This is a genomic window from Bradyrhizobium sp. B025, assembly GCF_042257955.1.
GTDB classification, from domain to species: Bacteria; Pseudomonadota; Alphaproteobacteria; order Rhizobiales; family Xanthobacteraceae; genus Bradyrhizobium; species Bradyrhizobium diazoefficiens.
The window spans coordinates 1,070,316-1,085,401 of the sequence record NZ_CP170150.1; the positions used below are offsets into that span (position 1 = coordinate 1,070,316).

14 protein-coding genes are annotated in these 15,086 nt (G+C 61.2%); 12 read left to right on the top strand and 2 right to left on the bottom strand.

Going from position 1 to position 15,086, the window contains the following annotated elements:
- Positions 1-135: 135 nt before the first annotated feature.
- On the top strand, positions 136-3,828 hold the full coding sequence (locus tag ACE10W_RS05135) for an SNF2-related protein (RefSeq protein ID WP_375762568.1): 3,693 nt from the start codon (positions 136-138) through the stop codon (positions 3,826-3,828).
- Positions 3,829-3,853: 25 nt separating this feature from the next.
- Here the strand turns inward: ACE10W_RS05135 and ACE10W_RS05140 are convergent, their stop codons facing one another.
- Complete coding sequence (locus tag ACE10W_RS05140; RefSeq protein ID WP_375762569.1) at positions 3,854-5,323, bottom strand: TM0106 family RecB-like putative nuclease; 1,470 nt, start codon at positions 5,321-5,323, stop codon at positions 3,854-3,856.
- Between the two features lie 155 nt (positions 5,324-5,478).
- Between ACE10W_RS05140 and ACE10W_RS05145 the strand changes: the two genes are divergently transcribed.
- From ACE10W_RS05145 to ACE10W_RS05180, 8 genes are all read left to right on the top strand, one after another.
- A complete protein-coding gene (locus tag ACE10W_RS05145; RefSeq protein ID WP_375762570.1) occupies positions 5,479-5,973 on the top strand; it encodes a helix-turn-helix domain-containing protein in 495 nt (164 codons plus the stop codon).
- 160 nt (positions 5,974-6,133) lie between these two features.
- Positions 6,134-6,796: a hypothetical protein gene (locus ACE10W_RS05150; protein ID WP_375762571.1), complete on the top strand. Its 663-nt coding sequence runs from the start codon at positions 6,134-6,136 to the stop codon at positions 6,794-6,796.
- On the top strand, positions 6,797-7,339 hold the full coding sequence (locus ACE10W_RS05155) for a hypothetical protein (RefSeq protein WP_375762572.1): 543 nt from the start codon (positions 6,797-6,799) through the stop codon (positions 7,337-7,339).
- Between the two features lies 1 nt (position 7,340).
- Complete coding sequence (locus tag ACE10W_RS05160) at positions 7,341-7,868, top strand: hypothetical protein (protein WP_375762573.1); 528 nt, start codon at positions 7,341-7,343, stop codon at positions 7,866-7,868.
- A gap of 1 nt (position 7,869) precedes the next feature.
- A complete protein-coding gene (locus tag ACE10W_RS05165; RefSeq protein WP_375762574.1) occupies positions 7,870-8,064 on the top strand; it encodes a hypothetical protein in 195 nt (64 codons plus the stop codon).
- A gap of 1 nt (position 8,065) precedes the next feature.
- A complete protein-coding gene (locus ACE10W_RS05170; protein ID WP_375762575.1) occupies positions 8,066-8,917 on the top strand; it encodes a metallophosphoesterase in 852 nt (283 codons plus the stop codon).
- Positions 8,918-8,997: 80 nt separating this feature from the next.
- Positions 8,998-9,588, top strand: a complete 591-nt coding sequence (locus ACE10W_RS05175) for a hypothetical protein (protein ID WP_375762576.1) — start codon at positions 8,998-9,000, stop codon at positions 9,586-9,588.
- Entirely contained in the window at positions 9,585-10,343 is a 759-nt protein-coding gene (locus tag ACE10W_RS05180; protein ID WP_375762577.1) for a hypothetical protein, read from the top strand. Before ACE10W_RS05175 ends, ACE10W_RS05180 begins: the two co-directional genes overlap by 4 nt.
- Positions 10,344-10,434: 91 nt before the next feature.
- Here the strand turns inward: ACE10W_RS05180 and ACE10W_RS05185 are convergent, their stop codons facing one another.
- The gene (locus ACE10W_RS05185) at positions 10,435-11,544 is read right to left on the bottom strand and encodes an IS630 family transposase (protein ID WP_304548173.1); all 1,110 of its coding nucleotides are present in this window, start codon (positions 11,542-11,544) and stop codon (positions 10,435-10,437) included.
- Positions 11,545-11,616: 72 nt separating this feature from the next.
- Between ACE10W_RS05185 and ACE10W_RS05190 the strand changes: the two genes are divergently transcribed.
- From ACE10W_RS05190 to ACE10W_RS05200, 3 genes are all read left to right on the top strand, one after another.
- The gene (locus ACE10W_RS05190; RefSeq protein ID WP_375762578.1) at positions 11,617-11,784 is read left to right on the top strand and encodes a hypothetical protein; all 168 of its coding nucleotides are present in this window, start codon (positions 11,617-11,619) and stop codon (positions 11,782-11,784) included.
- Positions 11,785-11,874: 90 nt separating this feature from the next.
- Entirely contained in the window at positions 11,875-12,699 is an 825-nt protein-coding gene (locus ACE10W_RS05195; RefSeq protein WP_375762579.1) for a hypothetical protein, read from the top strand.
- Positions 12,696-15,077, top strand: a complete 2,382-nt coding sequence (locus ACE10W_RS05200; RefSeq protein ID WP_375762580.1) for a transposase family protein — start codon at positions 12,696-12,698, stop codon at positions 15,075-15,077. The genes ACE10W_RS05195 and ACE10W_RS05200 overlap by 4 nt, the downstream gene beginning before the upstream one ends.
- Positions 15,078-15,086 lie beyond the last annotated feature (9 nt).

Sequence of the window (15,086 nt, forward strand, 5' to 3'; positions counted from 1 at the left end):
GGTCACCTTCGGAAAACGACGAAGAAGGAGTGCTGGCAACTCCCCTCGGATCCTCCTGCTCGCCGTGGTTGCCGAAATCCCTCAAAACCGGCATGCTAAGTTTCTTTATTTAACGTAAGGCGCTGGATTGGGGCAATGTCGGCGTCGTCATCCGAATTTCAGACGAAAATTTTGCGTCGCAGCATCCTTCCGGACGAATACAAACTGTACAGAGCGGCGCTCGAATGGGATTTGACTGATCCAATCGTCATCGAGACGCGGAAAGACCTGAAATCCGAAAAGCGATGGCAAGAGCACCTACAGCCCTACCACCATCAGGTCTCTAATCTTATCACGTTCTGCCGCCGGCTACCCGTGACATTGCTCGCCGACGACGTTGGCTTGGGCAAGACCATCAGCGCAGGATTGATCGCCAGCGAACTTATCGCGCGTACAAAGATCTCCAAGATCCTGATCGTCTGTCCAAAACTCCTCGGACCGCAATGGCAGGCGGAGTTGCAGGCAAAATTCGATATCCCTGCTCAAATCGCAACCGGCAGAGAGCTGATAACCGCCGAACCGGACGATGTTGGCGCGGTGATAACGACCTATGCTTCAGCACGCCTGCATCTCGAGAAGATTCCTGAAGATCGTTTCCAAATGCTAGTGCTCGACGAGGCGCACAAGCTGCGCAACCTCTACGGCGTCGATCCACCTCCGCAGGTCGCTTTGCGCTTCAAGGAGGCTCTTGAAAAGAGGCGCTTTCGCTACGTTCTGATGCTCACCGCCACTCCGATCCAGAACCGGCTTTGGGATCTCTACTCGCTCGTCGACCTTCTTACGGTAGCTCGGGGTCACCAAAATCCGTTCGGAAGCGAGGGGATGTTCGCGCGCAAGTTCATCGCCGACAAGCGCGATACGGCTCGTCAGCTCAAGGCCGAAGCTCGTGAAGAGTTTCGCTCGATCGTGTACGGTTACATGTCCCGCGTGCGGCGCGGCGACGCAAAGTTATACTTCCCGGATCGAGTTGTCCAACTCCACCGGGTCGAACCGACCGTCGCCGAACTCGAGCTTATCCGGGTCATCAGCAAACCGATTCAAAAGCTCAATCGGCTCGCTCAAATTGGAATTCTGCAGGCACTCACCAGCAGCCCTCATGCGCTGATGGCCCAACTCACCAACATGGCTCGGAATGGAACCGTGCCACGGGAGCTCGCCGCCGCAGTATGCAGCATCGTCGATGGCATGAGCACCAGCGCGAAGCTGAACGGCCTCGGCTCGCTGATCGATCAATTGATGCGTCAAAACCCAGAGCGATGGCGCATGGTGGTGTTCACGGGCCGTCTCGAGACGCAGACGACGATCCAGGCGTTCCTGGAGACGCGGGGCCTCAAGGTCGGAATCATCAACGGCAACTCGGGGCAGCGTAACCAAGACACCATCGCCCGTTTCTGGAAAAATCCGCCGGCCTGCCATGTGATCGTGTCGACCGAAGCGGGTTCAGAGGGCGTGAACTTGCAGGTCGCCAACGTGCTTGTGAATTTCGACTTGCCCTGGAATCCGATGATAGTCGAGCAGCGCATCGGCCGAATCCAGCGGCTGGCGTCCGAACATGCGAGCGTCAGCATCCTCAACATCACGCTAAAGGGAACGTTCGAAGAGTATATCGTCGGTCGTTTGATGGAAAAGCTGCAGATGGCCGCGCATGCCATAGGCGACATCGAGTCGCTCCTCGAGGCGTCTGGCGTAGACGACGAGAATGGGGAGGATTTCGAGGACAGGATCCTTCGGCTGGTTCTGGCGGCGCTCGCCGGCAAGGACTTCGAAAAAGCCACGAAGCAGGCAGAACAAAGCATTCTCGACGCTAAGGAAAAGCTGGAAGCGGAAGAGGCTAACATCAACGACATGCTGGGCAGCATGGATGGTGCGGAATATGTCGGGCCGCGGGCCCCCAAGCTTCCTCCGATCGTGAGGTCGATGGAGTCACGGGAGTTCGCGCTCGCCGGTCTCAAGAGCCTTGGAGCAACGGTGACGTCCAAGGAAGGCGGCCTTTATCTACTGGAAGAGGATGCTGGACGCGAACTGATTTGTTTCGAAGAAGCCGACCGCAATGGCCGCGCCACTTTGTACGCACCCGGTTCAGCAGCGTTTTCGAGATTAGTAAGCCGGATGATCGCCACCGGGGTTCATCAGGTGGAGGATAGGGATGACGACCCGGCCGGCCAGGCAAATGAAATCTCGCGTTGCTGGGTCGACAGCTTCGGCGCATCGCTCATTACGACAAAGGTGGAAGGAGTGCGCCGCTGCTTCGAAGGCAAGGCGCTTATCCGGGTGCGCGCCACTGTTGCTCACGACAGCTACGAACGCCTTGTAGAAGTTGAATGTCAGCCCGGCGAACACAGGGCACACGCCGTTCGATCCGGTCTCTATAAATTGGGCGATACTATCGAGAACGCCCAACATCTCGGAATTGATACCGAACGATTGGCCGATGCAGCCGGACGAGATCTAGGCATCGGCGAGTTCTGCCGTTTCTATTTGGAGCGGCGCGTTCAGGAACTGGCGGCCGCTGGCGATGATGCTCGCAAACGGAAGAAGATGGAGGACGACTTCACTCCGCGACTTGAACTGACGGTCGTCGCGTTGGAAGGCGGCATTCACCGTGAAGTCACTTCTGAGGTGCAATACAAGTTCGACAAGGGCCCGCAGTATGAGAGCCGTTTGACGGTGGTACCACGGACGGGCGATTGCGTTTCCGCGCCGGAACTGGGTCGATGCGACAGCAGCGGCACTCTCGCACCGAAGGAATGCCTAGGCCATTGCGCCATGACCGGCGTGGATGTCTTGCGACATCTACTCGTCACCTCGGAGGTCAGCGGCCGAACGGCTCTTCCGGACCACGCGCTGCGCTGCAGCCTAAGCGGCAAACTTGTCCTGACGGACGAAGCGGAACTCTCCGCCGTTACAGGAAATCCTGTCGCGAGTTCGCTTCTCAAGACCTGTAGTCTGACTGGTAAACGGGCGGAACCAGAGCACTTCGGTCGGTGCGATTTCACTGGCATCGAGGTACTGAAGAGCGAATTGGTCATCAGCGACATCTCGGGCAAACCCTATCGTCGCGACCAGAAATCGAGGTCAGTCGTATCTGATCAAACGGGCCACAAGGACGAGTTTCTCCTTTGTTATGAGACACTGCAACCGATAACAAAACAAGAGGCTGAACGGTGCGAAATCACCGGTAGGTTCGTTCGGCCCGGCGTACTAGAGCGTTGCAGCGTCACCGGGAAAGCCGTCTTACCGTCCGAGCTGGAACGCTGCGCGATTACGGATTCTCGCGTGCTGAGAAGGTTACTTGTTGTCAGCAGCGTTTCTGGCGCTCGTATCCAGCATCAACTAGCGATCCGTTCGATTGAGGGCAAATACTGTGGTCCAAGCGAAGCTAGACCCTGTATGTGGAGCGGGCGCAGATCGCACCCGGACGATCTTAGGGTCTGCGGCCTTACCGGAATTTCTTTCCATTTAGACTTCGCTACCCCCGGCGGCAGTCCTTATCTTCTGCCGCTGGGTGATTTGCTGCACGGGGTGCGCCACACGACGGACGCATCAGATCGCTGGACCGAGATCGCCCTAAAGGCATCCAGCGTCTTGCACGGAGGTCGCTGCCGTGTCGTATCCGCCCTCACTTCGCCGGATAGGCGGCATCTGGCCCTATGTTGTGAAGTTCGCACACTACTGGGGTTGCGAGTTCAACACGCCGGTCTGCTATACTCAATTGACGAAGGATTGTTCGTCGGCCGCTTGGCCTTAGGCAAACGCACGCCGAAGGGATGGATTCAGGCGGCTGTCTAGGCCCTGGACCGAGCGCCTACCGGCGTCAATCAGCAAGTGCCCTGATTCCGTCCAGCAACACCCGGGTGGCGCGACAATCGTCTTCGTTGTAATCGAGGATACGCTGTCGGATAACCGGACTTCGTTCCCGACACCAGCGGTCGAACCATTCGACGGAAGCGGCTCCAGAGGGATGCGTGTCTCTCCACGCAAAGCCCAAGAACTTGGCCAAGGTTTTGATCGAATGATCTCTGGTGGGCCATTCGGTCGCCTTCAGAACGACATCTCCGTAGAGATCAATCGCCCTTCGTGGGTCGAACAACTGTTCTACATCCTCAGGTGTGCAGATGTCCGGATACTTCTGCTGGAGCTTCCGGTAGATTGTCCGTTCATACTTGCTGTAATAATATATCCCAGCCTCTTCCCGAGAGGCAAAATAGTCGAGAGCTGCGGCGAAAGTCTCGCGCTCGGCTTTCGGCGTTGGCTCGTCAGCAAAGAATGAAACGAAGCGCTCAGTGTCGTTGTCTCCATTCTTCCGCTCGACAAATCCATGCAGGTAGCAAACTCCGCGCAGCGGGTCGACTTCAATATCGAAGAACAGCTCGACCGAGAAGGAGTCCAGTCTTATCGCTGAGCGCAAATAGGGCTTCGGCGAGGACGCCTTCAGCATGACGGCGCGTGCATGCAAAGCGCGGAAGCGATCCGCCCCAACGCCGGCGAACACGGTCTTCTTGCCCTTGATGAACGCTTCCGGATTGATCGCCGCGAGCGAGGCGATCGTGGGTATCTGATCATTCATCGTGTCGCGATCTGACCGTCGAAGAAATGGGATCAACGTCAGATCGTCCGTCGAGACGAGCTGTTGGAGGCAAAAACAATACCAATGACAAAGTTTGCAGGAGCTGGCATAGCCCGGGAGCGGGACGATTTGCCGGGCCAGTATCGATCGCGCTTGGGCGAGCGTATTTTGGTAGTCACCCCAAAGGTCTTGACCGGAAAGGTCGCTGAAATCGTAGGTGACTTCATTACCATGAATATCCAAGACGAACGCCCGACGTCCCGCCGAAAGATTCAAATGCTCGAGGATGTCTACGTACAGACCGAGCTGGACGGCGTAGTGGCGCTTCGGCCTGCCGTCATGATCGTCATCTCCCCCCTCCTTGCCGCGCCCTGATTTGATGTCGCCTGGGACGTAGCCGCCGACTTCTTTGCGCAACAGGTCCGGCTTTCCAAACAGATCAGCGGCTCTGATGCATCCTCCGTAGATAAGAGGCTCGCCCTTGCTCATAGCATCAAGCGTGAGCCGCTCACGGTCGACCTCGTTGGCGGTCGAAAGATCGAGAAAGGGTATCTGCAAGTTGGAGATCGTTTCCTGCTCGAACAAACTGCCCCTTTCCCAGAGCAACCGGACGAAAGGACTGATCTGGTCTCGCTTCTCGACATCGCCGAACGCGTCCAAAGCAACACGCTGCGGGCATTCGACAAGGTTATAAAGTATCGAACCTGTCAGAGTCACGTATGCTGCCTCCAGGGCGCTCTCATTTTCTAGAATGCTTCCCGCATCGAGAGCACGCAAGGGGTGCAGCTTTGCACTTTCGATAGGGGCCGTGAATCCACCCCTCTGCGCCGCTGAGCGGTAAGACAGCGCTGGAGCATCGCGCGGACCCGAAAATGCGGCTCTGGCTGAAATCGAAGTCAATCCGGACAAAGATCGCGGCGTCGAAGTTCGGAAAAACCGTTTTCAGTTTGATCACGACATGGAGAGAAGGTCTTCGCCCCTTTTGGGTAAGGGCAGCGTTCGATTCCTTGAAGATGATGAGTTCGCTATGGCGCGCGCGACAGCGCCGTGGCATGGATAATGGTCAATTTTCGGTCCTGGCGTGTTTACTGCACGAAAAGGCAAGGATTTGCAGGGCAGCCGTGGCGGGATCTGAGTCCTTGGCGAAAACCCAAAAGCGGGTCAGAGCAGCCCTCGGGCAGAAGGTCAGGCACCTTCGGCGCTCGCTTGAACTGACCCAGGCCGACTTGGCCGGCGAGGCGGGTATCCGCCGCGCGTCGGTGATCTCGGTCGAGCGAGGACAGGCAAATCCTACTCTGGACACCATCGTCCGCATCGCGGCAGCTCTTAAGGTGGAGCCGTCCGAATTGCTGGTTCTCGATCGCTGAACCTGCGTCGAAAGATCCATCCATCAAGCTGGACAATCTTCCGATAGGCCCGAAGGGAGCCTTTCCGAAAAAGAGAATGTACGGTATATCGGACATAAGGAGTTGTCGCGCCCCGAGCGTCAGGTCCAGATCCAGAGAATGAGGAGGCTGGGAGCTGCCGATGCTGAGCGACGAGGCGAGGGCTGACTTCGGTCTGCCAGATCCGGCAAATTGTTCAGGTTCGATCATGCAAGTCTCAACGTCTTCCCCCCGCGATCTTCGGCCGTCGCACTTCAAATCTCCAAAGTGCCGAGGCCTAGTTGCCATTCCGGTGCACGATGTTCTTCTTCGTCACGCGCTGGAACAAGCTTCCTTGGATTCTTCCGTCCAAGAAATCCACTATCGAGACGGTCCCCTGCTGGAATGTCCCCGGGTCTCGCTCGCGGGTGTTGTGCTTCGAACGGAAGTCGGTGCGTTTCTCCTCCGTGCCCAAGAGGTCCGCCCAGAATACAGCGAAAAGGATGACGCCCGCCGCAAATTCGTCCTGCGGAACTACGGCTTGCAGTTGCTCGAGCGAGATGCGCAAGACATTCTTCGTGAGCCGATGCATTCGAACGCGCGGAACGTCTGGTCGCACGCAGGCGAACGCGTATCGCTCACGGACAGGCTGCGGCTTTCGGTAGCTCTCAACGCAGGCCCTCAACGTATCGTGGAGCTCGAAGAGCGAGTCCGTCTTGATTGCGATGTTGTTGCCGCGATCTGCGTCCTCGCGTGCGAGAATCTGGTCCAGTTACGTCTTTGCGATGCTCCACTTGGTCCTGAAACCATCGTGGTGGAGGCCTGAATGGCGGGCTTTATCCAGGATTGGCGCATCGAGTTGATCTCGACCTACCCCGAACTCTTTCATCCGGTCGGCGATCCGCGCAGGGGCGAAGGGATGCCCTACGTCGATGACGGCTGGCGCGATCTCCTCGATCGCATGTGCGTCCGGATCCTGACCGCGGTGCGTGCCGACGGCGGCACCTTCAAGTTCACCCAGATCAAGGAAAAGTACGGGACGCTGCGGGTCTACTGGGACGGCGCCTTGTCTCCGGATGCCGACGCTCGGGTCGAAGAGGCCATCACCTTGGCCGAGGCCCGCAGCGCCTGCACCTGCGATGTCTGCGGCGAGGAAGGCCGCCTCCGCGACGGAGCGTGGCTGGCTACGCGCTGCGTGGCGCATGCGGAAGGCCTTACGCCCGTCGAGCGCCGGCTCGGATTCGAGAACGTGTACCTGGTCCGTCACTTCGCCGATGGCAGGCACTTCGTCACGTACCGCAGGTACGACCGCCAGAACGACGTCTTCATCGACGTCGACCCCGCCACTCTCGGCATCGAGGAGGATTGAGATGGCCAGGGAGGATTGGGGTCTCGACCTCATGAAGCGTCACCGTCGCCTCTTCGTGGTGAAGGTCGAGGAGCCATTCCGCTCGGCCGGGTATCCGTTCTGCGGACGCGGTTGGGCGGACATCCTCGAGCGGCTCTGCGGCCGGGTCGAAGACGCTTTGCGCGCCGGCGAGACCTTCGAATTCGTCAGAATCAGGCGGAAGTTCGGCATCCTCCGCATCGATTGGGAGAGCGAAACTTGCGAGGACACCGAGGACCAGATCGGCCATGCCGTAAATCTCGCCGTCGCCCGGTCAGCCTGCTCCTGCGAGATCTGCGGCCGCGAAGGTCGCCTGCACAACAACAAGGGCTGGCTGGAAACCCGCTGCACCGATGACGCTGTCGGGGAGCCTGTCCCACCTCGTTATGGGGCGGGGAACGTGCGCCGGCTCAGGAGGTGGAGCGGCCATGCCGACATGTACTTCGCGACGTACGACCGCGAGACCGACACCCTGAACGAGGTGCCCCGGCCCTCGCGAAAGGAGGGCTGACATGGCCAGATTTCGCTGCGGCGCCTGCGGCCAGGACGGCGAGTGCGAGTACGATGAGAAGGACCATCGCTGCCCGCTCTGCGGTTCGCCGGACGTCGTGTTCGCCCTCGCGATCGAAGAGCTGCCGGACGAAGTCCTGGATGCGATCAATTCGGCCGAACCGCTCGATGATCATCCCGACGAGGAGGATCGTTGAGATGCGCCTCTGGGTCATGTCAGACATTCACCTTGAACTCACCCGCGGCTGGGACCTGCCGGCACCGGCGGACCGTCCGGCGTTCGACGTCATGATCGTCGCCGGCGACTTGATCCCGCGCGCCGAGCGCGGCGTTCACTGGCTGATTGAGCGCGTGCCTGACCGGCCGGTTATCTACTGCATGGGCAATCACGAATTCTACGGCGAGGACATCGACCGCACCCTCGAGAAGGCCAAGGCGGCCGCGGCCGGCACGAACGTGCACGCGCTGGAGAACGAGACCGTCCGTATCGGCAACGTGATCTTCGTCGTCTGCGCGCTCTGGACTGACTTCGCGCTGTTCGGAGATCAGCGCCGGGAGATGGCGATCGCGGCCGAGCAAATGAACGACTTCCGGAAGATTAGGACCGGCCACTATGCCCAGCGCTTCCGGCCTGTGCACGCGCTGGCGAGGCATCAGCGGTCCCGGGCCTTTCTCGAGGCCCAGCTCCGCAAGGATCGGCCCGGCCCCCTTGTGATCGTGACCCACCATGCCTGCCGGCGCCCGGAGCTGCGCCTGTCGGATCCGCCCAAGCCGGACGAGCTCTTGAGCGCGGCGTATTACAGCGATCTCAGCGCACTGATGACTCCGGCGCGCGACGGCGGTCGCGGCGCGCTGCGCCCCGCAGATCTCTGGATTCACGGGCACACCCACTCTTCCTTCGACGCCGTGATCGGCGGGGCGACTGACGCCACGATCGGCGGGGCCCGGACCCGCGTCCTGTGCAATCCCAAGGGATACGGCCCGTGGCCGCCGCGCGAGCGTTCCTGGGAAAATCCAACCTTCAACGAGAAGCTCATCATCGAGATCTGAAAGGGGCCGATCATGACCGACGCCGACCAGAAACACACCGAGACCCGCCCCGCCCTTTCCATGGTTTCGGATGCCTCGTCATGTTCTCCTCCAAGCCCCGCCGCCCCCACCTCTTCTCGTCCGCCAAAACCGCGGCCCCGGTCGCCGCGCGACACCCTGCGCTCCAAGACGCGCTCGCGATCGCATCGATCGATCCGGCGGTTCAAACGATCTCACACGTTGCGGCGGCGAATGCTGGGTCCGCGCAAGTAGACGTCGACGTCGACGCCGTCGTCCTGACGCGGCTCGACGGACGCTTTCACCTCGACGTGGTGCCTGCCCGCCGTGTCCGCGACTTGGACGAGGAAGGACTTATCCAAATCGCGTTGCGCGATCTCGGTCTTCGCCAGCTCGTCGTCACCGCCGAGGACCTGAGAGCCGAGCCGCGCCGCTCCAACGTCCGCCTGGTCTGGTCGTACAAAGACAAGCCCGTCGCCCTCCCGTTGCGCCTGCGCATCCTGAAGGCTCTCGCTGACGAGGGGCCGATGGAGCTCGGCCGTCTGCTCGAGACGGTCCGCAGCGACATCGACCCGTCGCCGGCGCTGATGTCGCTCGCCTGCGCCGACCTCCTCGAACTCGACCTGACGTCCGGACCGCTCGGTCCAACCACTCAAGTGAGATCCCGCACATGAAAAAACCTACACGAGGTCGCTCCTCCGGCACCGTCATCCGCATGACCCCGAAAGGCGCGAAGCCCCAGGGCACGGTCCTGATCGACAGCGTCTACGACCGAGAGCTCGGCAGGTTCGAGGACGACGAGCCCGAAATCGAGGGAAACTTCGAGCTCGACCCCGAGGAGGAGGCGGCTCCGCCCGACGACCGGCCGGAAGCAGTGACCGCCGTGGTCGGAGCGGCCTTCGATGCCGCGACCACGGCGGACCAGCGCCGCCGGCTTCGCCATAACCAGGCACTATGCGCAATCATCCACGTGCCGAGCCCGGTCTGGGTCATGCCCGTCTCGCTCTACTTCCGGTGCGTTTTCGGCGAACGCTGGCTCCAGCAGACCCGGCATGGCCCCACTGCGGGCGAACGCGGCTTCGCCACTAGCTCCGCCTCGGTCGCGCTCGCCTTGTCGGCCGGCCAGTCCGTCGTGGGCATTGCGGCCGACCTCAGCCTGCTTCCGCGGTCTCTGATCGGCGCCGCCGACCTGACGATCCGGATCCCGCCTCCCAACGGGGCCGTGCTGAAGGCCGCCATCACCCGCTTCGCCAGGCGCACGCCCCCGGAGTTCGACGATTCCATCGCGGCCGATCTCGACCTCGACGACGTCGTCGCGGCGTTCCGTCCCGGCGCCGGGCCGCAGCGGATCGTGCAGCGGCTCGCCGCGGCCGCCGCCGCGCTGCGCCTCCACCGCGACTTCGTGAAGGAGCAGCCATGCTCGTCGTGACGATCGAATTGTGGCCTGGAGGCCTCGGCGCGCTGCGGCGGCCGATCGGGTCGCTGCACATCGGCAACGAAAGCAACCTAGTCACGTGAATCTAAAGTTCGCCACATAAAGTCTGCTGGGCTTTGTGGCAGAAGCGTTTGACGGAAGCCAAGATCTGGTCTGCGGACTTGGTCCATTTGAAGGGCTTCGGGTTATTGTTGTGCAGTTCGATGAAGGTACGGATGTCGGCCTCGAGTTGCCTGACGGAGGTGTGAACACCTCGCTGGATTTGCTTTCTGGTGAGCTCAGCGAACCAGCGCTCGATCTGATTGATCCATGACGCGGAAGTCGGCGTGAAGTGGACATGATAGTGCGGCCGGCGAGCGAGCCACGCTTTGATCTTGGGTGTCTTGTGGGTGGCGTAGTTGTCCATGATGATATGGACAGCGAGCCCCTCAGGGATTTGAGCGTCGATCTCTTTGAGGAACTTCAAGAACTCGACCGCCCGATGGCGCTTGTAGCATTTGCCAATGACAAAGCCGGAAGCGACATCGAGCGCGGCAAACAGCGTGGTCGTACCATGCCGCACATAGCTGTGGGTGCGACGTTCCGGCACGCCCGGCATCATCGGCAGGACCGGCTGCTCGCGATCCAGGGCCTGGATCTGGCTCTTCTCGTCGATGCTGAGGACAAGGGCTCGGTTCGGTGGGGACAGGTAAAGCCCGACAATATCGCGCACCTTATCGACGAATAGGGGATCGCTCGACAGCTTGAATGTCTGGCTGCGGTGCGGCTGCAAGCCGAACGCCGTCCACATTCGGCGGATCGTGGTGTGAGAAAAGCCAGTTTCGGCGGCCATCGAGCGGATCGACCAGTGCGTCGCGTCGCGCGGCGTCGTACGCAATGTCCGCTCGATTACCTCAGCAACCTGATCGTCGTTGATGGTTCGAGGACGGCCAGGGCGGGCTTCGTCAAGCAGGCCATCACAGCGGTCCTTCAAAAATCGGCGGCGCCACTTGCCAACCGTGTGTTCGTGGAGGCCGAGTTCGGCAGCTACCGACTTGCTTGGCAAGCCATCCGCACACCGCAGGATCGCGCGGCAGCGCTCAGATAGCGATCGGGCAACGCGATGACGACGAACCTGCCTCTCCAAGTACGCCCGCTCCTGCGGGCTAAGAACCAGCGGCGCGATCGGCCGGCCTCGCTCACCTGCATTCGCCACGAGCTCTCTCCTCTGTAGAGATTCGAGCTATCAACTAATGTGACGAACTTGCGTTCCAGATGACTAGCGGACGTGTCGAATTACGGCGCCATCGCCATGGAATTGGCCAACCCGCTGATCGGCTCGCCGGCCGGCATCGCCGAATTCCGGGTCCTCGCCCATGACCGTCGGCAGCGCGTCTGGGCTCTCCTGCAGCGGGCCAGCGAGGAGGCCATGAAGGCCGACTGGGTGGAGCTGTAGGCAACGTGATTCAGCCTCTGAATCACGGCCGGATTGATTCCGCCGGCGCGGACTGAAGAGTCCCGTTCCGCGGTAGAAAGGAGCGCAGAGATGAAGCTTGTTCTTGAACGCGAGATCGAATTCCGCGAGGCGGGGACGGTCGCCATCATCAGCGTATCCGAGACCGGTGGTCCGATCCGCCAGTTGATCACGGGCCGTGAGCCGCATCCGACGGGCAGGCCGGTGCTTGTGAAGGCAGGCTTCCGTGCCCAGCCATGGGAATCCTTCCGTGGTGAACTTCCGTTCATGGAGCTGGCCGAGGTCGCGAGTCCGGTGCTACAAGTCATGGCCCAGCCCCACCGGCTCGACATGAAGGTCGTCGGCGGTCCCCAACCGGTCCTGAGGTTCGAGACCGACTTCCTTCTTACGGTGGACGCGAATTTCGTCGCCGACCTCCAAAGCGGCGCGCCGTTCTGGCTGGCCGCCCTCAGGTGGCGCGGAGATTCCGAGTCCTTCGAACCGCGGAAGCTTGTCGTTGAGGCGAAGACCGACGACGATCCGAGGAACGCTGATCCGGAATACGGGCACAAGGTGGCCCTCGCGCGCGAAGTCTACGGCAAGATCGGCTGGGCATTTGCGACGGTGGTCGGTTTTCGGGATCTGCCGTCTGGGGAGGTGTCCAGGGGCGTCCACCGGATCTGGCTCCGTGCGCTGACGAAGGTGAGCGCCGCCGATGTTGCCAAGGTTTCGGATTTCATCGCGCGCGCCGGCGTGCGCAGCTACGCCGAAGTGGCCGAGATTCTGGGCGGCGGACCGGTCGGGCGTTCCAAGCTGGCGGCCCTGCACGTGCGGCGCGTTCTCCGTATCGATCTGACCAAGGGTCTCTTTCCGAGTTCGGCGGTCTCGCTCCTCGACGACGGCGGAGTGATCCTGTGAACGAGATGACGGTGCTTCACGGGAATGGCGCGCCCTTGGCTCCGGGCTTCGGTGGCGTGGTCGACTTGACGCCGACGGACGTCAAGGTCGGCGAAAAGTATGCCATTCTCTTGCCCGATCACGACGCGGCGGTGGTGCTTGAATTCAAGAAGGAGCTGTCGAACGGTCTCCTTAAGTTCGTCAAGCTTGGCACGGACCTGGAGTTTCATTTCCCGAAAGGGGAGTGGGGATCCATGCGTTCCGACCGCCGTGCATGCCGGATATCGGAGGGACGAAGAGGAAGAAGTGCGGGTGAGATCGAGGACATCGACCCTCTTTCGATGCTGGACCCTGACGATCCCGGGATCACGGCCAAAGAGCGCGCCGCGCGGCTGCATGCCCAGAAGCGGCTGCGCGAGGCCCGCACCTTGCGGTTCTACGCTCTTCGTTATGACGAGCAGCCCGCCGGTTGGGGCCACAAGGGCGTCGGAGACTTCATTGCGGACAACTATGACGACGCTCGGACCGCGGGATTCACTTGGATGCCGTCGCCGGGCGCGCTGATCCGTGCCCTACAGGACTGCGGGGTTCCAGGCGAGCGGCCGCTTTGCGCCTTCTTGAGCCGACGGGGGCGCCACGATCGCGGAAAGCGCTGGCCCGAGTCCACGCTCGAACTGGCCGTCGCGATGACCACGTCCTACTGGTCGGAGCGCGGCATCCGTCAGACCGACGTGATCTCGGAGTTCTACGACGCCTTCGACAAGGAGAATGACGCACGCCGGAATCGTCGTGAAACCGAATTGGTCAGGCCCAGCAAGGAAACGCTGAGGCTCTGGATCAACGCGGGCGCCAACTATTGGAATTGGCGGCAGAAGTACGGAGATGCGTCCGCGCGGCGGCGGTTCAGAGGACACGGTCGCGCCATCGAGGCGAGCTGTCCCCTCGAATACGTGATGCTCGACCATACCCGGATCGACGCTTGGGCTGTCATCTTCGACGAGAACGGGACGAAGGTCCTGGTCGAGCGCCCTTGGCTGACTCTGGCGGTGGACGTGTACTCCAAGATGATACTCGGGGCCGTTCTGACTTACGAACCGCCCTCAGTCTACAGCGCGCTGCGCTGCCTCCGTCAGGTAGTGCGGAAGAAGGACTTTCTTATTCAGGAGTACGGCGATCACAAGGGAGCCACCGACGGCTGGGGAAAGCCGATCAACGTGATCGTCGACAACGGCTGGGAGTGGGTCGGAACATCGTTCCAGGTCTGCTGCGAGGCGGCGGGGATCCACGTGATCTGGGCGCCCGTCAAGAACCCCCAGTTCAAGCCCTATGTCGAACGCGCGTTCGGAGTCTTGAACGAGAACCTGTGGCATCGTCTGGAGTCCGGTATTCCGTTCAAGCCACATGAAATGACTGCGCTCGGCCTCGATCCGCGGACGAAAGCCGTTCACACGCTCGAATGGCTCTACAGCCGGATGTGGCAGTACATCGTGACGATCTACCATTTGGAGGAGCATGGGGAGAAGAGGCACGTTCCTGCGAAGCGCTGGCGCGACGGGCTTGTTGCCGGCGACGGGCGGCCGACGGTGGATGACGTCGGCGAACTCGACAAGGTGCTGGGGCGTTCGGAAGTCTGCCTGTTGACCACGTCCGGAATCACCTTCGACACCCATCGCTTTCACGACAAGGAAATCACCAGCGATCTTCTCGACCGCTTGCTGCGGCATGCGAAAAAGCGCAAGCAGCGCAAGGGCCAGTCGAGCGGGACGGTCGCAGTGCTGTGCACCTGGGATCCTTCCGATTGTTCGTTCGTCCACGTCTGGGATTTCGTGCTCAAGCGCAACATAAGGCTTCCGAACTGGGATCGTGAATACTCGAAGGGGCTGTCCTGGCGCACGGCCGAGAAGATCAAGAAGTTCGCCCACGAACAGAACATGCTCTTTCACTCCGATGCGGAGAAGCACGCCGCGCGGGCTGCATTCAGCCGTTCCTTGAGGGAGAACCTTCCTTACGTGCCGTTTGGCCAGGCGCGGAAGTCTGCGGGCGAGCTCGCGAAGCCGCAATTGATCGCGGGCGACTACGTTCAGCAGGTCGTCGTCCCCGGGCCGTCGACTGCGGCCGATGCGGTCGACGTACCGCAGGTGCTGCCCGCTCGCGGCCGCGAGGGCGACCGGATTCCGGACAAGGCACCTCGCCGGGGAGGAGCCGCCGCGACCAGGGCTTCGCAGCAGGCGCGGGCGAGGAACCTGACGCGGAAGGAGCGTGCGGCTGCACGTCAGCTCCCGGACGACACGCCGACGTACAGCGTACCCGCCAAACAGGTGTCGGTCGAGCACGCAAGCTTGAGCGATGCGGAAGCGCAGGAGCGTCTTGCTGAGCTGGCCAGGAACTTGAAATACTAGGGATTCCGT

Coding starts and splice junctions, on each gene's coding strand:
- ACE10W_RS05160 (WP_375762573.1), top strand. CDS start 7,341: ATGGCCAGGGAGGATTGGGGTCTCGACCTCATGAAGCGTCACCGTCGC.
- ACE10W_RS05155 (WP_375762572.1), top strand. CDS start 6,797: ATGGCGGGCTTTATCCAGGATTGGCGCATCGAGTTGATCTCGACCTAC.
- ACE10W_RS05135 (WP_375762568.1), top strand. CDS start 136: ATGTCGGCGTCGTCATCCGAATTTCAGACGAAAATTTTGCGTCGCAGC.
- ACE10W_RS05150 (WP_375762571.1), top strand. CDS start 6,134: ATGCTGAGCGACGAGGCGAGGGCTGACTTCGGTCTGCCAGATCCGGCA.
- ACE10W_RS05180 (WP_375762577.1), top strand. CDS start 9,585: ATGAAAAAACCTACACGAGGTCGCTCCTCCGGCACCGTCATCCGCATG.
- ACE10W_RS05145 (WP_375762570.1), top strand. CDS start 5,479: ATGCGGCTCTGGCTGAAATCGAAGTCAATCCGGACAAAGATCGCGGCG.
- ACE10W_RS05165 (WP_375762574.1), top strand. CDS start 7,870: ATGGCCAGATTTCGCTGCGGCGCCTGCGGCCAGGACGGCGAGTGCGAG.
- ACE10W_RS05170 (WP_375762575.1), top strand. CDS start 8,066: ATGCGCCTCTGGGTCATGTCAGACATTCACCTTGAACTCACCCGCGGC.
- ACE10W_RS05175 (WP_375762576.1), top strand. CDS start 8,998: ATGTTCTCCTCCAAGCCCCGCCGCCCCCACCTCTTCTCGTCCGCCAAA.
- ACE10W_RS05195 (WP_375762579.1), top strand. CDS start 11,875: ATGAAGCTTGTTCTTGAACGCGAGATCGAATTCCGCGAGGCGGGGACG.